The organism is Arenibacter nanhaiticus, assembly GCF_900141935.1.
GTDB classification, from domain to species: domain Bacteria; phylum Bacteroidota; class Bacteroidia; order Flavobacteriales; family Flavobacteriaceae; genus Arenibacter; species Arenibacter nanhaiticus.
In genome coordinates this window covers 21,020-44,709 of sequence record NZ_FQYX01000013.1, presented here as the reverse complement: position 1 = coordinate 44,709, position 23,690 = coordinate 21,020, and the positions used below count along the sequence as shown (strand labels likewise).

Here is a 23,690-nt window from a genome sequence, read left to right as displayed (position 1 = left end):
GGCTGCCTTTTAAAGGCAGCCATATTTATAAATATATATAAAAACAAGTTATAGAACAGCCTTAATTCTGCCGATCGCTTCCCTTAGTTCTTTTTCCGATGCTGCGTATGAAATACGGATACAGTTAGGGTTGCCAAAAGCTTCTCCGGTAACGGTTGCTACATTGGCGTGTTCTAACAGGTATAATGAAAAGTCAGAAGCATTGTTAATGAGACTACCGTTTAAAGTTTTTCCGAAGAAACCAGAAATGTCCGGGAATACGTAAAAAGCCCCTTCAGGAACGTTTAGGTTAAACCCTTTTATTTCGCCTAAAAGGGCTAAAACAAGGTCGCGTCTTTTGTGAAATTCGTCGATCATGTATTTGATAGAAGAAACAGGGGCCTCAAGCGCGGCGATGGTAGCGCGTTGGGCGATAGCATTGGCACCACTGGTAATTTGGCCTTGGAACTTGGTACATGCCTTGGCAATCCATTCAGGAGCACCAATGTATCCAATTCTCCATCCGGTCATGGCAAATGCCTTGGAAACACCGTTTACAGTGATGGTACGATCGTACATTCCATCGATATTGGCGATGCTTACATGGCCTCCTCTGAAGTTTATGTGCTCGTAGATTTCATCGGAGACAACAAAAATATTTGGGTGCTTTCTGAGAACCACGGCCAAACCTTCCAATTCTTCTTCGTTGTAAACAGATCCACTTGGATTACATGGAGAGCTAAACCAAATCATTTTGGTCTTTGGCGTAATCGCTTTTTCCAATTGTTCCGGGGTCATTTTAAAATCGGTATCAATACTTGTAGCAACTTCTACAGGAACCCCTTCGGCAAGTTTTACAATATCGCTGTAGCTTACCCAGTAAGGTGCAGGTAAAATAACCTCGTCTCCTTGGTTTAACATTACCATGGCAATGTTGGCTAAAGATTGCTTCGCTCCAGTAGAAACCACAATCTGGTTAAGACCGTAGGTTAGACCATTGTCTCTTTTGAATTTGTTGGCTATTGCCTGCTTTAAGTCTGCATATCCATCAACAGGAGAGTAGCTGCTGTAGTTGTCATCTACGGCTTGTTTGGCAGCTTCCTTGATAAAATCAGGAATGTTAAAATCAGGCTCCCCTAAACTAAGCCCAATGATATCTTTTCCTTCGCTTTTTAATTCTCTTGCTTTTGCGGCCATAGCTAAAGTAGCCGAAGTAGCCATTGAGTTAATCCTATTGGATAAGTGGTTTTTCATCTCGATGTTTAAATTTACTGATATTGTATTTCAGGGTTTTTGCCCAGTTCTTTCAAATGCTTGAAGTGCGAAATTATGGCTTTTCTAGTAGTTTTATATTCGTTGTAGGGCAAATTAAATTCATTTGCTGTCTCTTTAACAATTTTGGCAATTTTTGTGTAATGTACATGGCTGATGTTAGGGAAAATGTGATGCTCTACCTGGTGGTTTAATCCTCCTGTAAACCAATTGATAATACGGTTTTTAGTGCCAAAATTTACCGTGGTGAAAAGTTGGTGAATAGCCCAGGTGTTTTTCATGCTACCATCTTCCTGGGGTAGTGGGGTGTCGGCATCTTTTACCACATGTGCCAATTGAAAAACAACACTTAGAATAACCCCGGCAACATAATGCATGATGAAAAATCCTAAAATAATCGTCCACCACGGAATGTCTAAAAATAACATTGGAAGGACAATCCAAATCGTGATATAAATAATTTTAGTCACTACCAACATACTCCAGTTCATAAATGGATTTGGGAATTTGCCATAAGCTAGTTTTCGTTTGGTGTAACGGTACATTTGTTGAAAATCTGTAGTAATAGCCCAGTTAAAGGTCAAAAGTCCATAAAGGAAAATAGAGTAAAAATGCTGAAATTTATGGTATTTTCTCCATTCGGCATGTTTCGAAAATCTAAGGATCCTACCGGCTTCCAAATCTTCATCGTGCTCGTGAATATTGGTGTAGGTGTGGTGTAACACATTGTGCTGTACTTGCCAATTATAGACGTTTCCAGCAAGAATATAGATGCTGCCCCCCATGATCTTGTTGACCCATTTCTTGGTAGAGTAGGACCCGTGGTTGCCATCGTGCATAACGTTCATGCCAACTCCGGCCATTCCTATTCCCATAACGATGGTCAATAACAGGTTGGCCCAATTAGGGAGACCAAGGGTCAAAATTAAAAAATAGGGTGCCAAAAATAAGGCGAACATAATAGCAGTCTTTAAATGCAATCTCCAGTTCCCCGTTTTCTTAATATTATTTTCCTTAAAATAATCGTTTACTCTTTTGTTTAAGGTTTTGAAGAATTGAGTGGAGTCTTTTCTTGAAAACCTTACGGTTTTATTATCCATGCGTAATTTTTTGTAAAGATACGGTAATTCATAACTTTATTATATATATCTACTTTGTTAAAAGTTAACAAATGGCGTCGAAAATACTATTTTTGCAATTAATATTTTGAAAATTATGGGGATCGATATCATATATAAATACTTTCCGGATCTAACGGAATTGCAAAAAGAACAGTTTGAAAAACTACAGTTTTTATACCAAGACTGGAACACTAAAATTAACGTGGTGTCCAGAAAGGATATAGATGAACTGTATTTGCGACATGTATTGCACGCCCTGGCTATTGCTAAATTCCAACAATTTAGGCCTGGTTCCACCGTGATGGATGTAGGTACCGGAGGAGGTTTTCCTGGTATCCCTTTGGCAATATTATTTCCTGAAACCCATTTCACGCTGGTCGATGCTATAGGGAAAAAAATAAAAGTGGTTCAAGAAGTGGTAGACGGACTCGGGATAACCAATGTAACTGCAAAAAATTGTCGGGTAGAGGAAATTAAAGAACAATTCGATTTTATTGTAAGCAGGGCCGTAGCCGCTATGCCTACTTTTGTGCACTGGGTAAAAGGCAGAATCAAAAAGAACTCCGAGCACGACCGTAAAAACGGTATTCTTTATCTAAAAGGAGGCGACTTGGAAGAAGAATTAAAAGAGTACCGCACGGTGCAAATATATAAGCTGTCCGATATTTATGAAGAGGAGTTCTATGAAACCAAAAAACTAGTATATCTTCCTATGAAGTTTAAGGGATAATACTATAAACTTAACATTCGGTAGTACGATTCTTTACATCTTTTAGCGTAGTCTTTTAGATATTTAAAGAGTAGACTAAAGGAAAAAGGTTTTGATTGTTTTTGGTGGTATGTTGGGTTTTTTGTTTTCATATCTTAGATTTTTATAATTGAGTTTACGCTGAATTTACAAAAAATTAACCTAAACTTTACACTGGAGCGGTTAAAATGTAAGAAAAAGTCTGTACAAGGAGGGTTTGCAGTATTTATGATGGAGTATTAGGGCTGACTTCTAAATTAAAGGGGTATGATTCCTGACAGAAGATTTTTTTCATCAATACTATTGAGTAATAAAGTATAGGAAACATTTAATCTAGGCAATTTGTACTGTAATTTATAGGGGAAGCGTTACTAGAGAAAAGCAACTATAAAACAGTGTTACTTCTAATTCTAAAGCGTAAAGAAATGCGACTCCTATTTTTTCTAAGTCGTAGTTCAGGAAACATGGCATAGTATAAGTATTAATAAAAAAAGGCCGCTCAATGAGCAGCCTTTTTTTTGTTTGAAATATTATTAAGTGTTACCCTAAGAACGGATATCTGTAATCTACAGGAGTAACAAAGGTTTCTTTTATTAGTCTTGGAGAAACCCAACGCAATAAGTTTTGTGCAGAACCAGCCTTGTCGTTGGTTCCTGAAGCTCTTGCACCACCAAACGGTTGTTGTCCTACGACAGCTCCGGTTGGTTTGTCATTGATGTAGAAGTTACCGGCACAGTTTTGAAGGGCTTTAGTCGCTTCTTCAATAGTGTAGCGGTCTCCAGAAATAACAGCTCCCGTAAGGGCGTATTCCGAAGTTTGATCTATCAATGTAAGTGTATTGGACCATTCTGCATCCTCGTATATATAAACGGTAACAACAGGGCCAAAAAGCTCCGTTTCCATCGTAGTATATTTTGGATCAGTTGTTACGATTACGGTAGGTTCTATAAAGTAACCTCTCGACTTATCGTAATTGCCTCCGGCAAAAATGGTAGCATTTGTATCTGCTTTGGCCTGATCGATATATTTTGCAAGTTTGTCAAAAGAGGCTTCGTGAATAACCGCCGTAATGAAATTGCTCATGTCTTCAGGCGATCCCGGTTTGTTAAAAGACGCTAAATCGGCCTTTACATGTTCCAAGATTTCTTGTGCCGTCGATTTTGGCAAGTATACCCTTGAGGCAGCACTACATTTTTGTCCTTGAAACTCAAAGGCTCCTCTGACAATAGCCGTAGCTACTTGCTTCGTATTGGCTGTTGGGTGTGCAAGGATAAAATCTTTACCTCCGGTTTCACCAACTATTCTTGGGTAAGTATTATAAATATGGATGTTATTTCCAATTTGTTTCCACAATTCTTTAAATACAAAAGTAGAGCCTGTATAGTGAATTCCTGCAAACTCCGGACGGTCTATAACTGTTTTGGTAATCATAACAGGATCGCCGTACACAACATTGATAACACCATCAGGAAGTCCGGCTTCTTTAAAAATATCAACAATAACCTTGGCAGAAAAGATTTGGTGGTCGCTTGGTTTCCAAACAACAACATTACCCATCATAGCAGCACTTGCGGGAAGGTTTCCGGCAATAGCAGTAAAGTTAAACGGAGTAATGGCATATACGAATCCTTCTAAGGGTCTGTACTCTACACGATTCCAAATACCCTCGGCAGATTCTGGTTGTTCTGCGTATATTTGGGTCATGTATTCTACGTTAAAACGAAGAAAATCGATGAATTCACAGGCCGCATCAATCTCTGCCTGATGTATGGTTTTCGACTGGGCAATCATCGTAGCAGCATTTATTTTAGCTCGATAAGGACCAGCGATTAGATCTGCTGCTTTTAAGAAAATTGCGGCGCGTTGTTCCCAAGCCAAATTAGCCCACTTTTCTCTAGACTCTAAAGCATTGTCAATTGCTTCAGTAACATGCTCCTTGTCGGCAAGGTGGTATTGCCCAACAATATGTTTGTGGTCGTGTGGAGGAGACATAGGTTTGGTGTTCCCTGTTTTAACTTCTTTACTGCCAATATACATTGGTACATCAACCGTATCGTTAAAATATGCCTTGTATTGTTTTAGAACAGCTTCTCTCTCCGGAGTTCCGGGAGCAAAACTTTTTATAGGTTCGTTATACGCTGTGGGGACTTGAAAAAATCCTTTACCCATGATTTTGAATTTTAGATTAAAATTAAGGCAAAGGTAATAAAAGCATCTGCGATATTAAAACGAAGATTATAAGTAATTTATGGCTAATTTAGAACAAATGGTGCACTGAATTTGAAGTTGGGGATTTGTACTCTAAATTTTTCAGAATTGTTTAAGTTTACCATGTTATAGTGGCCTTTCATAGCTCCAATGGTAGAGGTTAATAAGCAGCCAGAACTATAGGTGTGAGATTGTCCAGGTCTTAAAACAGGCTTTTTGCCTATCACTCCCTCCCCGTTTAAAATTTCTAAATCGTTTAGAGAATCGTAAATCTGCCAATGTCTAGAAGTGAGCTGCACAGAATCTTTACTTTGGTTTTCGATGGTAATCGTATATCCAAAAGCAAAATGCATTTTGTAGTTTTTGAAAAATGTGCCTTCAAAACTAGTGATTACCGATATTTTAATCCCTTTGGTTATCTGTGTTGTCATAACGATAAATTCTAATATGTTAAAATGCTTCCTAACGAAAGCAAAACCACTGAAAGTACTGCTAAAATAAGAAACACTACGTTTAAAAACATATATTTAACAAAAGTCATAATTCTGCTTTGGCCATAAAAGTTAAGCATAGCTTTGTATAGGTATATTCCAAATATTAAAAGGAAAACTATATTACTGCTTATGCTGAATGTGGTATCTATTAAAAGTCTTGTAATGAGCAATATAAATAACATTGATTGATTGTGGAAACAAAAAATTAGATTATCGGTATAATTATATTTTTTCCTGACATATGTCAGGAAAATGAACAAGGTGAATATTGGAAGTAAAAAGAAAATTAAGAACGGAAGTCTCGATATAAGCGCCGCAATAAAGCTTCCAGGTTGATTAAAAGCCTTCAATAAGCCTTTTGTGGTTTTATAGCAAAAGAGGTTTTCCTTAGTGTTGGGGATATTGTATTTCTGATAAAGTGCCTTAAACGAATACACTTTTTCATTTCTAATAAGCGTATTGTAAAAGTCGATCTTTTTAGTGATTCGGTTGAGGGTGGTTTTATCTTTTATAGTTTCAAAATATGCCTCCGGATTACGAAGTATGACCGAATCCTTACTTTTTTTATAACTATCTAAATTTCGTGTTGTGCTTAGGGAGTCTGAGGGGTTGATTCCTTTGGTGTCACTGTCGTTGTTATCGATATTCAATTCCGATATTCCGGAAAATAAAAAATTGCTATCATCGGGAGTGTTGATATTGTCAAGTTGCGTGTAATCTCCAGTTGCATTTAGAAGTAAAAAGTATATTATAGATAAACTTAGTAAAAACCGAAATGGATTCGTAAAGCTAGCTCTTTTTCCCAGAATGTAGTCTTTAGTCATCTTGCCGGGATGAAACAAGAGGTGGGATAAGGTTCTTATTAGTTTGGAATCATAAGCAATAAAGGTGGAGAAAAACTCGACTATATAAACCTTTAGGCTGAGTTTTTTAGTGCTGTTTTCTTGTGAACAATTAGGGCAAAATCTATCACTGATGTCCAATGAATGGTCACAGTTTAAGCACTTTGTACCTCGGTGCTTTAATTTGTATCGCCCTTTCGGAGTCGTAATATGTTTCATAGGAATCCGATTTTATAGATTGTAAATAGGAAACAGTTACATTTTTTGTTTTAGTTGGTTAAAGAGGTTGAGTTTGCAGAGCCTATTCCGATAATACTGTCATAGATATCGCCAAATTTTCTATAGTAGACTAGTATTAAATAATTGTTTTCCGTAAAATGAAAATTGCCAGATACTGTATTTAGTTCTATGTCACCGTCCTCGTTTTCAACAACATATTTGTAATTGTAGAAACCTTGTTTCATTTTTATGGTAGCCTCCATATACCCGCTGTCCTCATTGTACGTCATTTTGTTTTCTTCATTAAGAGCGTAATTGTTGTATTTACCATAAACATATACGTTGTTAAGGCCTAATTCTTTAGAGTATGGCAAATAGAAGTGAATAAAAGAGTACTCTGCTTCTGTAGAGTTGTTTTCTCCTTGGAGGGTTCTAATTACAAAATCGCCGTTGATATCAGGAAAATAGGTGTAAGGGTGCTTATGTCTGTATTCGTTAGGGAAAAGGTAGTGCTCGTAAAGATCGTTCAATGCTACTTTAGAAATGGCAGCACTGGGGGCCCTTAGGTCTTTGGTGTCAAAATTCAGATATTCATTGCCTCCAAAAAAACTGGTTTCCTTGTCGTACTTATAGCTTAAGGTGTTTCCTAAAATAAATTGAGGTGTAAGGTTGTACTTAGCTGTGGACCATTGGTAGTTTTGTAAGATGGCGACTTTTACCTCTTTTTTTGGGTTGACCAAGGAGATGTCACTGGCGTTGATGGAAAATTGTACATTTTGTTTTTCATTGAGGTAATTAAAATCTCTGGAGCGCTTTACCTCGGATTGGACAGATACCAGGTCTTGGTAGACAATAAATCGTCTGGAAAATTGAAGCTCATCATAGTTGTTGTAAATAGCGATTAGGTAATTACCGCTCACCTTTAAACTTAAGTGCTCATTTGGAATGGAAAGCTTGTAGTTAGAGTATGGCTGTAAGGTAGAGTAACTGTTGTTGTAATCTGTGATTCGTTGGTTGTCCATGCCATTTAAGTATTCGGATTTGAGCAGGGCCGAGGGGGTCCAATCGTAATTACAGTGGATAATTTTGAAATAATAGTCTTCTTCGTTAGCGAAAAGGTCGTCAAATTCTAAATATATAGGGTCTCCTAATAACACGATGGGAAATTGGTCGTCAGTTTGACCTTTGAAAATTATAGATTTAATATTCGAAGGGGGATTTATTTCTTCTTGTACCTGAGCAGGAGATAGGTAGGTGCCTAATAGAAATATTATCGTATAAAAATAGGATCGCATTTTATGATAATTTTACGTAAAGGTAAGAAAAATGGCGGGTCAAATATTTTAGCAAGCCTTAATCTCTAAATTTATGGGTAATAATTATGAAAACTTTCTTTTAAGTACTAAATTTGCTCGAAATTTTGATAACCTAAGGTCTACTAAATATGTCAAAAGACATTCGAATTAAAAAAGGCTTGAACATTAATCTTATTGGTGAAGCGGAAAAGATAACTTCCAAAGCTGTTTTAAGTAATGTTTATGCGATTAATCTTCAGGATTTTCACGGTATTACACCTAAAATGTTAGTTAAGCAAGGGGCTGAGGTAAAGGCTGGACAACCACTTTTCTTTAATAAAGATAAAGAGGATATGCTTTTTGTTTCTCCTGTGAGCGGCGAACTGGTTGAGGTAGTAAGAGGTGCAAGAAGGAGGATTTTAACTTTAAAGATTTTGGCCGATAAGAGCCAGGAATTTGTTGAGCACGAGACGATTGTGCCGCAGAACGCTTCCACGGAAGAAATTAAAGCACTGCTTTTAAAATCTGGATGTTGGTCTTTTATAAAACAAAGGCCGTACGATATTATTGCGAATCCGGACGTTACGCCTAAAGCAATTTTTATCTCCGGTTATGCGACGAGTCCATTGTCGGCAGATCTAGATTATATTCTTCAAGGAAAAGAAAAAGAGCTGCAGGCTGCTATCGGTGCCTTGGCGAAATTGACTTCTGGCAAAGTACATGTTTCTGTGGGTAAAGGAAGTCAGTCTGTTCTTGAAGCTATGAGCGGTATTGAACTGCATAGAGTTTCAGGGCCGCATCCAGCTGGTTTGGTAGGTACCCAGATAAATAAAATAGATCCTATTAATAAAGGAGAAGTTGTTTGGACGGTTACTCCACAAGACTTGGTGATTATTGGTGAGTTGTTGCTGAGCGGTAAGTTTAATGCCGAAAGAATAGTGGCATTGGCAGGTTCTAGTGTAAAGGAACCTAAGTATTATGTTACTAAAATAGGAGCTGAAATCGCAACCTTTCTTTATGCTAGCGGTGTGAATACAGAGAATTTCAGGCTTATTAATGGCGATGTGTTAACAGGTAGTCAAACTACACCTAATGGGTATTTAGGGTATTATAACAGTACCGTTACCGCTATTCCAGAAGGAGACGATTATGAGCTGTTTGGATGGAATAAACCAGTTTTTGATAAGATATCAACAACAAGATCACTTACTTTTTCTTGGTTGACCCCAAATAAAAAATACGATTTAAATACCAATACAAACGGAGAGCACAGAGCATTTGTGGTTACTGGAATGTACGAAAAGGTTTTTCCATTAGATATTTACCCATTACAATTACTAAAAGCGTGCATGGTTAAAGATCTTGATGAAATGGAGCAATTGGGACTTTATGAAGTAGCTCCTGAAGATTTTTCTCTAACGGAGTTTATTTGCATCTCTAAGCAGCCCCACCAACAAATCATCAGGGAAGGTTTGGATTTATTATATAAAGAAATAGGATAAAAGATGAGCTTAAAAAGTAATTTACATAACCTTAAGGAGAGATATAAGGGTAAAAAGATGGCTCCGGCCTTTAATGCGTTGCATACTTTTTTATATACTCCAAATGAAACTACGCACTCAGGCGGACATGTACGTGCCGTGGATGATTTGAAGCGTACGATGAATACGGTAATCATGGCGTTGGTGCCAGTGCTTATCTTCGGTATTTTTAATGCAGGATATCAGCATTACGCTGCGGTAGATGCTGCGAATGGCGTTATCCGTCAAGCATCTCTTTTTGGTAATTTTATTACCTGGGAGAATTTTTTAATGGGAGCATGGACAGTATTGCCTTTAGTAATTGTGTCCTATGTTGTTGGTCTTGTCGTAGAGTTTATATTCGCGGTAATTAAAGGTCACGAAGTGGAAGAAGGGTATTTGGTTACCGGTATGTTAGTGCCGTTGATCGTTCCTATCGATACACCATTATGGATGTTGGCTGTAGCTGTTGTCTTCGGAGTAGTTATTGGAAAAGAAGTTTTTGGTGGTACTGGAATGAATATTCTAAACCCAGCATTGACTATTAGAGCATTCTTGTTCTTTGCTTATCCTACCTGGATGAGTGGTGATAAGGTTTGGGTACACCAAGCAGTTGAAAAAGCAGGAGGGCCTGATGCAATCTCTGGAGAAACTATCCTGGGGTTTTTAGCACAAGGAAGAGGATCTGAAATGAGTTATTCTATCTCAGATATGTTTTTCGGATTTATCCCAGGTTCTGTAGGGGAAACTTCTACGCTCCTTATTTTGTTAGGAGGGTTGTTCTTAATCTTTACTAAGATCGCAAGCTGGAGAATTATGGTGAGTGCCGTGGCCGGAGCTTTGGTTATGGGACTTATTTTTAATGGTGCAACAGAACTAGGTTGGATCGCAGAAACTTCTAAGTTTTATGGATTGATGAGCTTTGAGTTCTGGAAGCACTTACTTGTAGGTGGTTTGGCTTTTGGTATCGTTTATATGGCTACTGATCCAGTTACTGGTTCTCAAACGGATAAAGGGAAATGGATATATGGATTCTTTATCGGATTTATTTCAGTAATGATCAGAGTGTTTAACCCAGCTTATCCAGAAGGAGTGTTCTTGGCTATTTTGTTAATGAACGTATTTGCTCCTACTATTGATCACTACGTGGTTAGAGCAAACGTTAATAAAAGAATGAAGCGTCTTCAAGCTAGTAAAGATTTGGCAGGAGGAGCTCATGGAAAAGCAAAAGAATTAAAAGCAGAAACAGTATAATCATGGCAGTTAATACAGAAAAAAATAGTTACACAATTATGTTCGCCGCTATTATGGTGATCGTCGTTGGGTCGCTTTTAGCATTTTTCGCATCATCCTTGAAAGAAAGAATTGGGGAAAACGAAAGATTGGAAAAGCAACAAAATATTCTTTACGCCATGGGTGTAAATGAAAATGAAGACGAAGGAAGCGTTAATTTTGTTTCAACAGATAAAGTAGCTGGTGAGTTTTCTAAATATATCAAAGAACAATTAGTGATTGAAGGAGAGAATATTACTTCGGATCCTAATGCTTATTTGATAGATTTAAAAGCAGAAGAAACTAGGGCTAAAAACGGAAAGACAAGAAGGTTGCCTGTTTTTGTCGGGGAAAAAGACGGTAAGAAGAATTACATTATCCCTATGCGAGGCAAAGGATTATGGGATGCTATTTGGGGCTTTGTAGCCTTGGATGAAACCATGGTAGTTCAAGGAGTGTATTTTGATCATAAAGGTGAAACTCCAGGACTCGGTGCAAATATTAAGCAACGTTATTTTATGGATGATTTTATTGGAGAGTCTATCCTTGATAATGATCGTTACGCTGGTATTGCCGTGGCAAAAGGAAACAACGACCCTACCAATGAAGACAAAGACGATAATGAAGTTGATGCATTGGCAGGTGCAACCATTACAGGTGACGGCTTATCTGCAATGATCAAAGAAAGCGTAAACCTTTATAAACCTTATTTGGAAACCATAAGAGTTAAAAATTAAACAATGGCACTACTTTCAAAAAAAGATTCTAGACTTATACTAGATCCATTAGCAGATAATAACCCTATTACCATCCAGGTATTGGGTATTTGTTCCGCATTGGCAATTACAGCAGAACTTAAAGCCTCAATCGTAATGGCATTGTCCGTTGTGTTTGTACTGGGGTTGGGAAATGTTGTTATTTCCTTGATGAGAAATATAATTCCTTCGAAGATCAGAATTATTGTTCAATTGGTGGTGGTAGCTACCTTGGTGATTATTGTAGACCAAGTGTTAAAAGCCTTTGCTTATGAGTTGAGCAAAACTCTTTCTGTTTTCATTGGGTTAATCATTACTAACTGTATTATCATGGGACGTTTTGAGGCCTTCGCTTTGGCGAATGGACCATGGAAATCTTTCCTAGATGGCATTGGTAACTCTGCGGGATACGGTTTGATCCTTGTGATTATCGGATTCTTTAGAGAGCTATTGGGATCGGGTACCTTATTAGGTATTAAGGTGTTAGGAGATCCTATCGAAAAAACTGGTCTATATGCTATTGGGTACGAAAACAACGGATTTATGTTGTTGTCGCCCATGGCCTTAATAGTAGTTGGTATCATTATATGGGTACAACGCTCGCGTAACAAAGCATTAATAGAAGAAAACTAGTAGTCATTATTAAGAAAAGAATGTTATGTTAGAACATGTAGAATTATTTTTTAAATCCATATTCATAGATAATATGGTATTTGCCACGTTCTTAGGAATGTGTTCTTACCTTGCCGTTTCTAAAAAAGTGACTACTGCAGTAGGTTTGGGAGCCGCAGTAATATTTGTACTTGCGGTTACGGTACCCCTTAACTGGTTGTTGGATCAGTATCTTTTAAGAAATGGGGCTTTGGCTTGGTTGGGGCCAGAATATGCCGATTATGACCTAAGCTTTTTATCCTTTATTTTGTTTATTGCTACCATTGCAACGATGGTACAATTGGTGGAAATAGTGGTAGAAAAGTTTTCTCCTGCACTTTACAATTCCTTGGGAATATTTTTACCCTTAATTGCGGTAAACTGTGCTATTCTTGGGGGATCTTTGTTTATGCAGTCTAGAGATATTCAATCTTTGGGATTAGCTTTTAATTACGGCTTGTCTTCAGGAATTGGTTGGTTCCTTGCTATTTTGGCAATTGCTGCTATTCGCGAAAAAATACGCTATTCTAATGTGCCAGCTCCATTAAGAGGTCTTGGTATTACCTTCATTATAACCGGACTTATGGCTATTGGTTTTATGAGTTTCGGAGGTATGCTTACTGGTGGTGACGAAGCTCCAGCAGAGGTTGAAAAGAATACCGTTCAGAAAACCGAAGAAGTTAAAACGATTAAAGAAACTGATGGGAATTCAGTTTCATACAACAATGCTATAATAAACGAGTAAAAATGATATTAGCTACAAGTACACTTGGTACAATAATTATTACGGTAGTTGCTTTTATGGTGCTACTGTTATTGTTGGTCGCTCTTTTACTTTTTACAAAAGAAAAGTTGTCACCATCAGGACCGGTAACCATTACGATAAATGGCGAAAAGAAAATAGAAGTTGGTTCAGGGGGGTCTTTGTTATCTACCTTAGGAAATCAAAAAATATTCCTTCCTTCAGCATGTGGAGGTGGGGGTACCTGTATTCAGTGTGAATGTCACGTTCTTTCTGGAGGTGGTGAGGCTTTACCAACCGAAACACCACACTTTTCTAAAAAAGAATTAACTCAAGGTGCCCGTTTGGCCTGTCAGGTAAAGGTGAAACAAGACATGGATATTACTATACCTGAAGAGGTTTTTGGTATTAAAAAATGGCAAGGTACCGTTGTACGTAACTATAACGTTGCTTCCTTTATTAAGGAATTTGTAGTCGAAATCCCTGAGGATATGGGCTATAAAGCTGGTGGGTATATCCAAATTGAAATTCCACCATGTGAGGTGAAATTCTCTGATATGGATATCACTGCGCATCCAGAAGAGCACGAGACACCAGATAAGTTTCAAGCAGAATGGGATAAGTTTAACTTATGGCCTTTGGTGATGAAGAATCCGGAGACTGTAGAAAGAGCTTACTCTATGGCTTCTTACCCAGCTGAAGGAAGAGAAATTATGTTGAACGTTCGTATCGCTACTCCGCCATGGGATAGGGCTAAAAACGGTTGGATGGATGTAAATCCAGGTATCGCTTCTTCGTATATCTTTAACTTGAAAAAAGGAGATCCTGTAACTATTTCAGGACCTTATGGAGAATTCTTTATCAATGAATCAGAGTCAGAAATGCTTTATGTAGGAGGTGGAGCAGGTATGGCGCCAATGAGATCTCATTTATATCACTTGTTTAATACCTTAAAGACAAACCGTAAGGTTACTTATTGGTACGGAGGTAGATCTAAGAGAGAATTATTCTACCTAGATCATTTCTATAGATTAGAGAAAGAATTCCCTAACTTTAAATTCTATTTGGCACTTTCAGAACCATTGCCAGAAGATAATTGGAAGGTGAAAGAAAATATAGATGCCCCAGGGGATGGATTTGTTGGATTTATTCACAATTGTGTAATTGAAAACTACCTTAACCACCACGAATCTCCGGAAGATATTGAATTGTACTTCTGTGGACCTCCATTGATGAACAAAGCAGTTCAGAAAATGGGTGAAGATTTCGGTATTCCAGATGAGCATATCAGATTTGATGATTTTGGAGGATAACCATTAAATTTTAAGAGACCTGCATGGTATAAAAACTGTACAGGTCTTATAATAATATTAAGGACCGATGTATTTTACATCGGTTTTTTTTGTCTTAATTTTGTAGTATGAGTACACCTTTGACAGCGCAGGAATTGCATAATTTGGCCATGAATATTGTTGGCAAGCATTTAGAAGCCAATGGCTTTGAGTTTATGGGGATAAATAGTCAGCCCAAGAAAAATCCACAATATGTTTGCTTAAAAGACAAGCAATTATACTTTATAGTAGTGAGGGCTGTGGCCTATCCTCATGATCCTACGGATTACGACCCCGTATTGATGAAAAAAATGAAGGAGCATGCCGAAAAACATCAAGCTGATGCCTTTTATGCCGGAGTGGGATTGTACAACGCTACAGATAAAGATTTGCCTGTTTATTTAAACCAAGATTATATTGAAGATTATGAGGGACTTATTAAAATATCCTAAGAGGCTTTTAGGAGTAGGAGCATTATTGGTTGTTATGGTGCAAGGCTGTGGCGAAAAGAATCAATTAGTTAAAAATGTTCATTCCGGGGAGGCCTTAGGAACCTCCTATAATCTTATCATTATTTCCGATAAGGAGTTAAAACTGGAACAACAAATAGATTCTATCTTTGAGGTGGTTAATCATTCTATGTCTACTTATATACCAACCTCTGATATCTCCAAGATTAATAAAGGAGATTCAACCCTAGTGGTAGATCATATGTTTCAAGAGGTATTTAACCTTTCTAAAGCAATTTACGAAAAAACCGATGGTTATTTTGATCCCACAGTAGGCTCTCTTGTAAATGCTTGGGGTTTTGGACCAGGTGAACAGATAGAACTAGACAGTATTAAAGTAGATAGTTTATTGGATTTTGTCGGATTTAACAAGGTCTTACTCACTGCAGAAAACAAAATCAAAAAGAAGAATCCAAATATTTATTTCGATTTCAATGCTATCGCTAAGGGCTATTCTATAGATAGGTTAGCGGTAATGTTAGATGGCAAAGGAATAACAAATTACCTTTTGGAAGTAGGGGGAGAACTGGTTGCTAAAGGTGAAAATACCATAAAGAAAAAACAGTGGGTAGTGGCTGTAGACGATCCTCAAATGGGAGAAAATAGAACGTCTAAGAGGTTAGTTAACCTTAAGGATAGGGCCATGGCTTCTTCTGGTAATTACAGAAAATATAGGGTCGATAAAAATACAGGGGAGAAATATGTACACACCATCGATCCAAAATCCGGTTTTACTAAAAATTCAAATATTTTGGCCACTACGGTAGTCGCCGAGAATTGTGCTACCGCCGATGCTTTTGCAACAGGCTTTATGGCAATGGATCTTGAGCAGTCAAAAGCTATTTTGGAAGGTCATAAAAATCTGGAAGGATATATTATCTATATCGGTGAAAACGGGAATACCCAAGAATATATGACCGAAGGCTTTAAAAAGATGATCCTAGAGTAATTGCTTCGAAACAAAGGGAATAATTTCTCCTTTTGCTAGTCGATAACGGTCAATTTCTTCTGCGGTGAGGTTTTTAAGGGTGTAATCTATTTCATGTACTTTGAAGCCTATGCTTCTGAGTTTGTCAAAGTAGTCTTTCCCGTAAATCCTCACATGGTCATATTGTCCAAATATTTTAGCTCTTTCTTTTTTGTCGGTTATACTATCGTCCTCATAGGTAGTTTGTCTTTCTAAATCTTGAGGAACTTGAAAAATACCCCAACCTCCTGGTTTTAATATCCTGTACAATTCTTGCATAGCCTTTGTATCATCTGGAATATGTTCTAAAACATGATTGCAGAATATGACATCAAAGGAATTGTCCTGAAAGGGTAAATTGCATATATCGGCGGTGACATCGGCCAACGGAGAATCTAAATCCGTAGTGGTATAATCTATATTATCTAGTAGTTTAAACCTATCATAAAAGGCTTGTTCAGGGGCAAAATGTAATACTCTAGACCTTGCCGTGAAAAATTTGGTTTCATTTTGTAAAAACAACCATAATAGTCTATGGCGTTCCAATGATAGGGTAGAAGGGGACAAAACATTATCCCTAGGGTTCTCATATCCATACGGGAGGAACTTGGAAAACTGTTTTCCATCAATTGGATCTGTATACCTCTTTCCTCGTAAGAAAACAGAGAGAAGGGGTCTAACGAGATAACTCAGTTTTATTAATAATGGGCGTGGAATGGTATTAAGAAAAAACTTGAAAATACGTTTCATAAATGGTTAGTCATATTACAACAAACCAAGTTCTAAAGATATAAAACTTGGTTCGTTGTTAAAAAATAGGTACTGCTAGTACTTGGTATAGGGAATTAATAAGTATCCTGAAGACTTAAAAGAAGGATTACAATACTAATGCCTTTTGACGAAATTCGTCTTCTTCATTACTTTTAATACCTAAGGCTTCATAAATATACGCGAAGGTAGATAAAATTTCGGGCTTTCCGTTAACAATCGCTACATCGTGCTCAAAGTGGGCACTAGCTTTATTATCGGCCGTTAATATAGTCCATCCGTCTTGTAACTGATTTATCCTTTGAGTTCCTAGATTTATCATAGGTTCAATGGCAACCACCATACCTTCTACAAATTTCTTGCCTTTTCCTCGTTTCCCATAATTTGGCATTTCCGGATCTTCGTGCATTTTTCTGCCCAATCCATGTCCTACCAATTCGCGGACTACACCGTAACCGTGGTCTTCGGTATATTTTTGAATGGCATAACCCACATCGCCGACGCGGTTTCCTGCCTTAAATTTGCGTATGCCAATATAAAGGGATTCCTTGGTTACCTGAAGTAATTTTTTAACCTCCGGAGCTACTTCACCAACCTCGAACGTATAGGCGTGATCGCCGTAGAATTCGTTCTTTAAAACACCACAATCAATTGAAATAATATCACCTTCTTGTAATGGGGTATTATTGGGAATACCATGAACTACTTGGGCATTAGGACTCATGCATAAAGAATTTGGGAAATCGTAGAGGCCTAAAAATGCAGGTACACCGCCATGATCTCTTATATATTCCTCTGCAAGCTTATCCAAATGCAAGGTGGTTACACCAGGTTTTACTTCACTAGCAAGCATGCCTAAGGTTTTACTCACTATTAATGCGCTTTCACGCATTAATTCTATCTCCTCTAAAGTTTTAATTTTTACCATAGAATACAAATGTAAAACAATACTTTAAAAACACAGAGTTCCTAAGGTGTTGAGTTATAATTTATTAAAAGTTTAACCTTTATACCAATGACTCCCTAGTCATTAATTTAGGTTGTGGTACACCAATTAATTTTAGAATAGTAGGTGCTAAATCACCTAAAACACCATCTTTTATATTTTTTAGGTCCTTGTCTACTAAAATTAACGGAACCGGGTTGATCGTATGGGCCGTATTAGGAGTGCCATCTGGGTTAACCATGGTTTCGCAGTTCCCGTGGTCTGCAATGACCAATGTCGTATATCCATTTTCTAAACCTGCATTTATTACAGATTCTGCACATCTATCTACAACTTCACAGGCTTTAATAGCAGCTTGCATATCTCCAGTATGTCCAACCATATCTGGATTGGCAAAATTTAAGCAAACAAAATCGGCTTCCCCTTTATTCAATTCAGGAATAATAGCATCCCTAATTTCATAAGCGCTCATTTCGGGCTTCAGATCATAGGTGGCTACCTTGGGAGAAGGACATAGAATTCGTTGTTCCCCTTCAAACGGAATTTCTCTACCCCCATTGAAGAAAAAGGTAACGTGCGGATACTTTTCAGTTTCTGCGATACGAATTTGCTTTTTATGGGCATTGGCCAAAGTTTCGCCTAAGGTGTCCTGGATATTGTCTTTGTCATACACTACCTTAACCCCTGTATAAGATTCGTCATAATTGGTCATTGTAACATAGTACAAGTTTAATTTATGCATGTTTTGCTCATGCATGTCTTGCTGACTAAGGACCTGTGTAAGTTCTCTACCTCTATCTGTCCTAAAGTTGAAAAAGATTACAACATCGTCCTCTTTTATATTGGCCAAAGGCGCACCCTCTTCGTTTGTAAGTACTATTGGCTTTATAAACTCGTCGGTAACACCTTCTTCATAACTACTCTTGATAGCTTCAGAAATGTTTTGGGTTTTTGTTCCAACACTATTCACCAAAAGGTCATAGGCAAGTTTTACTCGTTCCCACCTTTTATCCCTGTCCATTGCATAATAACGTCCTATTACAGTAGCCAATTTCGCATTTTTATCGGCACAATAATTATTGATGTCATCTAAATAACCTACACCGCTTTTAGGGTCTACATCACGACCATCGGTAAAGGCATGGATAAAGGTGTTTTTAATCCCGTAGCTTTCGCTGGCACTAATAAGACCTTTAAGGTGCGAGGTATGGCTATGTACGCCTCCGTCACTTAGTAACCCAAGAAAATGTACAGTTTTATTATTTTTTTTAGCATGTAAAAAAGCATCTTTAAGAACCTGTTCGTCTTTTAAGGTGTCCTGTTCAATGGCAAGGTTTATTTTTGCCAGATCTTGATAAACAATGCGGCCAGCACCTAAATTCATATGGCCTACTTCGCTATTTCCCATTTGGCCTTCCGGCAAGCCTACATTCATACCATCGGTTAAAAGATTGGCATTCGCATAAGTAGTATATAGAGAATCTATAAATGGAGTATTGGCATTTTCTATTGCAGAGACTTTAGGGTCTGGAGATTTTCCCCAGCCATCCAAAATCATTAAAATCACTTTCTTGTTCATGTTCTATGTTTTTCTACTTCAAAAATAGTACGATTTAAGCTCTTTAACTAGCATATAACGGAGCTTTTTTGAAAATTTCACATACGATAGGGGCGATGTTGTAAATGGAACCTTCGAAAACGATCCAACTGTTAAAATTATGTTATTTAATATGTTATGCTGAAACAAATGGCCCCTGGACAGGTCTATTAATTATCATCAAAAAACTTTTAAAAATTATTCATCATGAGAAAGACAATCATCATCACAACTGGAGTATTATTGCTTGTGGTTTATGGACTTAGTGCCAAAAATCTATCGGGCAATGGAATGGGAAATGACTCAGAAACTACCATTAAAATCGAGGAAATATCACCTTTTTGCAAAGCTATTGTAAAAGGAGATATCGAATCGGTCAAACGCTATTTAGAGAACGGCGTTGATGTAAATCAAAAATCTTTGGGAAAAACGCCAGTGATTTTTGCTGCCCGCTATAATAGAGGAGCAATTTTAGAACTTCTTATTAAAAATGGTGCCGATATTACACTAAGATGTAATAGTGGTTATTCGGCCCAAAAATATGCACAAGAAGCTAATGCTTTTGAAACATTGAGAATTATTGAAAATCAATTGAAGAAGTAATCACATTTTTCAAGGACCCAAAAACCTATTGGGAAATCCCAATAGGTTATTTTAAATGCTGTTAAACTCTTCTAGTGTTCTGCTAAAATTGTAAATCTAAAATTCAAATCCAGTAAATGCTCTGTAAACAAAGGCATAAAGGGCCATAAATATCATGGCCATACAAAAAATAGAGTAAATTTTTAAGAGTACTACAGCAATCTCTGGCTTACAATTCTCAAACGCTTCCAGATAAATACTTTTAAAATGTAATAGTGTTCCCATATAGTCCTTTTTTAATGATTATTAATCAAAGCTATAAGAGTTTGGTATGAGGTAGCAATAAGTTTGGGTATGGACGCAAGGTACTAAAAGATAATGAATAACTTATTATCTTTTAGTGATTTATCGTTGTAATGCTTCTTGGTGTTTTTTTATGGCAGCCTTAATTTTTTCAATTCTGTTATCCGGATCGGGGTGTGTACTTTGAAATTCAGGAATGTTATTTTCCCCTGCTGCCGATTTTAATATTTCCATTACTTTTATCATTTCATGGGGGTCGTATCCAGCGTTTATCATAAAAAGAACGCCCAATTCATCGCTTTCCAACTCATCTTCTCTACCGTTGGTCAAAAGAGTGGTTCTACCTATGCTTCCTACAATATCCCCAGCATCCGCACCTACAGAAGCTCCTAGGGTAACGGTTTTCCAAAAATTGCTATCGGCTATTCTTTCGGCAGAATGCCTGCCTATGACATGTCCAATTTCGTGTCCCAACACACCGGCAAGTTGTGCTTCGTTCAATTTAGAAAATAGGGCATAGGTGATAAAAACCGGTCCGCCCGGTAAGGCAAAGGCATTTATGGTGTTGTCATCGGCAAGTAAATGAAAGTCGTACTGATAAGGTGTCTCTCTTGCCAAACTATTGTTAACAAGTTTATTTCCTATTTGATCTACAAAAGCTTGCATACGCTCATCGGGATAAAGACCGCCATATTGTTGGGCGATTTCAGGAGCTGTTTGTAAACCAATGGCAATTTCTTGCTCCGTATCCATACTAATGTTTTGGACCCTTCCGGTATATGGGTTTTTTTCTTTATTGTTACAACGTTGAATAAAAGCAAAGGCTATAATGGCTGCGCCAATAAATATTCTAATTTTCCAACTGCCTCTTTTCATGATGCTTAATTATCAGGTCAATACTCTAAATAATTATAATAATTCCGGATTTATAGATAGTATGTTGTTCTGTATATAGTCTTTTAAAAAGCCAGAGCTAAAATTTTCCTTTCCTATGATGTCTTCTTCCAACAACAATTTAAAAATATTTTTTCTCCTGAAGCTTGTCAACATCGGAACGGATAGGGGAGCATAGCTGTAATGCCAGGGCTCGTATTTAAAACCCTTCCTTTTTGGGTTTTCGGTGTAGACCAAATAGAAGCCAAATTTGGTAGCGTTTTCATCCATCCATTTTTTAAAATACGCAAAAGGTCCGCCTTCCTCGAATTTTTCAACCTCAAGAACATCACCTGTAGTTCTTGGGTAACCGTCAATAATATCCGCATCGGTACCCCAATGATGGCGGCTTGTTCCTGGTATGGTAGAATATTGAATAATATTTTCAATAGCTGCGGGCGGAGACATCCCTTCTTGCTCCGTAAATTGTAAGTATTTGCCTTCCCATATGGCATCCTGACGGTGAAAATTTCGGTAACTCGACACTATTTTTAAATCTACCCCATCGCTATAAGCGGCTTTCTTCATGTCTAAAAAAGCATCATGGGCTTCCTTTCTAAGGTTAATTTCTGTTCCAAAAAGGTCAATACTAGTTTTTCCCATCAATTCCAAGACCGAATATTGGGACTCTTTACTAAGGCTAAGCCCTGGTAAAATAGACATGGCTAAACCAGTATAGCTACTTTTTTTTATAAAAGATCTTCTATGCATAGGACTAGTAAATTATTTAAATATAAGGAAATCAGATGAATAAATAGATAACATATGTTTCATGGAAATTATTTTATAGAGTAGGGGAGCCTACATGTTACAGACATGGAATTAAGGGGTTGCCTTCTGCGAAATATACATATAACCCTGATGTTTTATTTTTAAATCATGTAAGGTGAGGATATAGAAATATACTCCCGAAGACAGTCCTCTATCACCATTTATAAGTGTTTTTTGGTTTGATAAGCCATTGAACTCATTATTATAATTAGCTTTAGAATATACCAAAACGCCAAATCTATTAAATATTTGCAATAGATTATTGGGAGATTCCGTGATACCGTCTAGCACCAAAAAATCATTTTTTCCATCGCCATTTGGTGTTAAAAAATAATTGCCCAAATCAATTGTTGTCAATACTTCATTAAGATCTAATATTCCACCAATGGTAATCAGTTCGTAGTCGTTGGGTAAAAAAGTATTCGAAGTAATGCTGCCCATGCCTATTTCTCCTTCCACTATTGCATTTCCAAGGTTCTGCCATTTCTGGTCTTTTTTACGCCACCCCACTACAATAAGATCACTAAGATATTCTCCGAGGCTACCAATATTACTTTTGGTATCCCAACTCAGGGTTGCTTGTACGGGATTATCGCCCTCTAAACGCCAATATTCCTTGGAGCTTACTTTCTTTACGTTAAAATCTAACTTCTTGGATTCATTATTCCTTTGGGTTGTTTCAAGACCGTTGGGGTCTTCAAAGAAATAAGCACATTTGGACAGGGGAATGATGGTGTCAGAGATAACAGTCATAGGCCTAATACGATCATCATCCCCAACCGGGAAGGTAAAAGTGTCCTTATTGATTGCGGTAGCGTAGCCCTCAATTTTAGTTTTTATACCATCGCCAACATAAAAGGCTTGGTCAAAAAACCGAACAACTATATCGCTTCTATTCTTAGGGGTAAAAATATTGCCATCGACAAAATTAAGATTGTTGTTCACTCCCATAGACGTCTCTAGATATAGTCCATCCGTAATGGCCACTTCCAAATCGTCAAAGATCGGGGCAAAAGCCCCAGAGATGGTCAATGCATTATCTTCATTATAAAACCCTACCAATCCTTTGTTCTCATCAAAAGTCCCATCGTTAATAATATCCATATGAAAGCCCACCATAGCCGTTTCATGTATTTGGATGCTACCATAGTTATGGACTGCCTCTTGACAATTTGCATAAAATGCACTGGCAAAAAGAAGAATATTAACTATGTATTTTATGGTATTCATGATACTATTGGACTTGCTTTGTTGTTTTGTAATCAAAGGTTTTATAAAGAAGGAGTAATTCTGAATTGCTTCTTATCTTAATTTATTAGATGCCAGTTAGCGCCATCAAATTGAAACCAGTTCACACTGTTATTTGTTAATTTTAACGTCTTATTCCCGTTGTCGTTAATATTTGTATTGGTATTAGTCCCCATAACTTTAACAACGTAAATCTGGCCAATTTCAGCGGTTGAAGGAAAATAAATAGTTTGGTTGTTTCCTTCAATGATTAAGGTAAAGTCATCTAGTTTTAAGGTCGTATCACTATTGACTTTTCTGATCTTTCGAACAAATCCACCTCCAGATTCACTTTCACCAGAAGGACCTTGTGGACCTGTGGCCCCTTGGGCACCCGTTGGGCCAGTAGCCCCGGTTTCACCTTGGATTCCTTGTACACCGGTCGCCCCAGTGGCTCCGGTCTCTCCTTGGATTCCTTGTTCGCCAGTAGCTCCGGTTTCTCCTTTATCACCTTTTACACCTTGTGGACCTGTCGCTCCCGTATCACCTTTGGCCCCGGTTGCACCGTCCATACCATCCGTGCCTGCCGCCCCAGTAGCACCAGTGGCTCCAGTAGCTCCAGTTTCGCCTTGGATTCC

23 protein-coding genes and 1 pseudogene are annotated in these 23,690 nt (G+C 37.6%); 10 read left to right on the top strand and 14 right to left on the bottom strand.

Features of this window, described 5'->3' with window-relative positions:
- Positions 1-48: 48 nt before the first annotated feature.
- Both BUA16_RS09575 and BUA16_RS09570 read right to left on the bottom strand, forming a co-directional pair.
- Positions 49-1,233, bottom strand: coding sequence for a pyridoxal phosphate-dependent aminotransferase (locus BUA16_RS09575; RefSeq protein WP_072764531.1), 1,185 nt, complete (start codon positions 1,231-1,233; stop codon positions 49-51).
- Between the two features lie 14 nt (positions 1,234-1,247).
- The gene (locus BUA16_RS09570) at positions 1,248-2,351 is read right to left on the bottom strand and encodes a fatty acid desaturase family protein (protein WP_072764530.1); all 1,104 of its coding nucleotides are present in this window, start codon (positions 2,349-2,351) and stop codon (positions 1,248-1,250) included.
- 115 nt (positions 2,352-2,466) lie between these two features.
- Here BUA16_RS09570 and rsmG point away from each other — a divergent pair, with 115 nt between their 5' ends.
- Complete coding sequence (gene rsmG, locus BUA16_RS09565; protein ID WP_072764529.1) at positions 2,467-3,102, top strand: 16S rRNA (guanine(527)-N(7))-methyltransferase RsmG; 636 nt, start codon at positions 2,467-2,469, stop codon at positions 3,100-3,102.
- Positions 3,103-3,660: 558 nt separating this feature from the next.
- On the opposite strand, the gene pruA is transcribed toward rsmG, so the two are convergent.
- The 4 genes from pruA to BUA16_RS09545 form a co-directional block, all read right to left on the bottom strand.
- Entirely contained in the window at positions 3,661-5,289 is a 1,629-nt protein-coding gene (gene pruA / locus BUA16_RS09560; protein ID WP_072764528.1) for an L-glutamate gamma-semialdehyde dehydrogenase, read from the bottom strand.
- Between the two features lie 83 nt (positions 5,290-5,372).
- On the bottom strand, positions 5,373-5,759 hold the full coding sequence (gene apaG, locus BUA16_RS09555; RefSeq protein ID WP_072764527.1) for a Co2+/Mg2+ efflux protein ApaG: 387 nt from the start codon (positions 5,757-5,759) through the stop codon (positions 5,373-5,375).
- Between the two features lie 11 nt (positions 5,760-5,770).
- On the bottom strand, positions 5,771-6,883 hold the full coding sequence (locus BUA16_RS09550; RefSeq protein ID WP_072764526.1) for a DUF3667 domain-containing protein: 1,113 nt from the start codon (positions 6,881-6,883) through the stop codon (positions 5,771-5,773).
- A 50-nt stretch (positions 6,884-6,933) separates the two neighbouring features.
- Positions 6,934-8,178, bottom strand: a complete 1,245-nt coding sequence (locus BUA16_RS09545; RefSeq protein ID WP_072764525.1) for a type IX secretion system plug protein — start codon at positions 8,176-8,178, stop codon at positions 6,934-6,936.
- 149 nt (positions 8,179-8,327) lie between these two features.
- Between BUA16_RS09545 and BUA16_RS09540 the strand changes: the two genes are divergently transcribed.
- The 8 genes from BUA16_RS09540 (at position 8,328) to BUA16_RS09505 (ending at position 15,907) form a co-directional block, all read left to right on the top strand.
- Complete coding sequence (locus tag BUA16_RS09540; RefSeq protein ID WP_072764524.1) at positions 8,328-9,680, top strand: Na(+)-translocating NADH-quinone reductase subunit A; 1,353 nt, start codon at positions 8,328-8,330, stop codon at positions 9,678-9,680.
- 3 nt (positions 9,681-9,683) lie between these two features.
- Positions 9,684-10,952 carry an NADH:ubiquinone reductase (Na(+)-transporting) subunit B gene (locus BUA16_RS09535; RefSeq protein ID WP_072764523.1) on the top strand — a complete coding sequence of 423 codons (1,269 nt, stop codon included), beginning with the start codon at positions 9,684-9,686 and terminating at the stop codon, positions 10,950-10,952.
- Between the two features lie 2 nt (positions 10,953-10,954).
- Positions 10,955-11,707 carry a Na(+)-translocating NADH-quinone reductase subunit C gene (locus BUA16_RS09530; protein WP_072764522.1) on the top strand — a complete coding sequence of 251 codons (753 nt, stop codon included), beginning with the start codon at positions 10,955-10,957 and terminating at the stop codon, positions 11,705-11,707.
- Positions 11,708-11,710: 3 nt separating this feature from the next.
- Positions 11,711-12,358, top strand: a complete 648-nt coding sequence (locus BUA16_RS09525; RefSeq protein WP_072764521.1) for an NADH:ubiquinone reductase (Na(+)-transporting) subunit D — start codon at positions 11,711-11,713, stop codon at positions 12,356-12,358.
- Positions 12,359-12,383: 25 nt separating this feature from the next.
- Positions 12,384-13,121 carry an NADH:ubiquinone reductase (Na(+)-transporting) subunit E gene (gene nqrE, locus BUA16_RS09520; RefSeq protein ID WP_072764520.1) on the top strand — a complete coding sequence of 246 codons (738 nt, stop codon included), beginning with the start codon at positions 12,384-12,386 and terminating at the stop codon, positions 13,119-13,121.
- 2 nt (positions 13,122-13,123) lie between these two features.
- Positions 13,124-14,431 carry an NADH:ubiquinone reductase (Na(+)-transporting) subunit F gene (gene nqrF / locus BUA16_RS09515; RefSeq protein ID WP_072764519.1) on the top strand — a complete coding sequence of 436 codons (1,308 nt, stop codon included), beginning with the start codon at positions 13,124-13,126 and terminating at the stop codon, positions 14,429-14,431.
- A gap of 107 nt (positions 14,432-14,538) precedes the next feature.
- Positions 14,539-14,901, top strand: coding sequence for a Na(+)-translocating NADH-quinone reductase subunit F (locus tag BUA16_RS09510; protein ID WP_072764518.1), 363 nt, complete (start codon positions 14,539-14,541; stop codon positions 14,899-14,901).
- Positions 14,876-15,907, top strand: coding sequence for an FAD:protein FMN transferase (locus tag BUA16_RS09505; protein WP_072764517.1), 1,032 nt, complete (start codon positions 14,876-14,878; stop codon positions 15,905-15,907). Before BUA16_RS09510 ends, BUA16_RS09505 begins: the two co-directional genes overlap by 26 nt.
- On the opposite strand, the gene BUA16_RS09500 is transcribed toward BUA16_RS09505, so the two are convergent.
- The 3 genes from BUA16_RS09500 to gpmI all read right to left on the bottom strand — a co-directional run bounded on the left by BUA16_RS09500 (position 15,899) and on the right by gpmI (position 19,218).
- Positions 15,899-16,675 (bottom strand): class I SAM-dependent methyltransferase, encoded by a 777-nt coding sequence (locus tag BUA16_RS09500; protein ID WP_072764516.1) that lies wholly within the window; start codon positions 16,673-16,675, stop codon positions 15,899-15,901. The genes BUA16_RS09505 and BUA16_RS09500 overlap by 9 nt on opposite strands.
- 127 nt (positions 16,676-16,802) lie before the next feature.
- Complete coding sequence (map, locus tag BUA16_RS09495) at positions 16,803-17,621, bottom strand: type I methionyl aminopeptidase (RefSeq protein WP_072764515.1); 819 nt, start codon at positions 17,619-17,621, stop codon at positions 16,803-16,805.
- A gap of 79 nt (positions 17,622-17,700) precedes the next feature.
- The gene (gene gpmI, locus BUA16_RS09490; RefSeq protein WP_072764514.1) at positions 17,701-19,218 is read right to left on the bottom strand and encodes a 2,3-bisphosphoglycerate-independent phosphoglycerate mutase; all 1,518 of its coding nucleotides are present in this window, start codon (positions 19,216-19,218) and stop codon (positions 17,701-17,703) included.
- Between the two features lie 225 nt (positions 19,219-19,443).
- Here gpmI and BUA16_RS09485 point away from each other — a divergent pair, with 225 nt between their 5' ends.
- Positions 19,444-19,839 (top strand): ankyrin repeat domain-containing protein, encoded by a 396-nt coding sequence (locus BUA16_RS09485; protein WP_072764513.1) that lies wholly within the window; start codon positions 19,444-19,446, stop codon positions 19,837-19,839.
- 96 nt (positions 19,840-19,935) lie between these two features.
- Here BUA16_RS09485 and BUA16_RS18635 read toward each other — a convergent pair whose 3' ends face one another.
- From BUA16_RS18635 to BUA16_RS19075, 5 genes and pseudogenes are all read right to left on the bottom strand, one after another.
- Positions 19,936-20,103, bottom strand: a complete 168-nt coding sequence (locus BUA16_RS18635) for a DUF6747 family protein (protein WP_178338866.1) — start codon at positions 20,101-20,103, stop codon at positions 19,936-19,938.
- A gap of 120 nt (positions 20,104-20,223) precedes the next feature.
- Positions 20,224-20,997, bottom strand: a complete 774-nt coding sequence (locus tag BUA16_RS09480) for a M48 family metalloprotease (RefSeq protein WP_072764512.1) — start codon at positions 20,995-20,997, stop codon at positions 20,224-20,226.
- A gap of 33 nt (positions 20,998-21,030) precedes the next feature.
- On the bottom strand, positions 21,031-21,765 hold the full coding sequence (locus BUA16_RS09475; RefSeq protein ID WP_072764511.1) for a M15 family metallopeptidase: 735 nt from the start codon (positions 21,763-21,765) through the stop codon (positions 21,031-21,033).
- Between the two features lie 111 nt (positions 21,766-21,876).
- Positions 21,877-23,091 carry a T9SS type B sorting domain-containing protein gene (locus BUA16_RS09470; RefSeq protein WP_245795545.1) on the bottom strand — a complete coding sequence of 405 codons (1,215 nt, stop codon included), beginning with the start codon at positions 23,089-23,091 and terminating at the stop codon, positions 21,877-21,879.
- Positions 23,092-23,132: 41 nt separating this feature from the next.
- Positions 23,133-23,690: pseudogene (locus BUA16_RS19075) on the bottom strand (collagen-like protein); the annotation flags it as partial.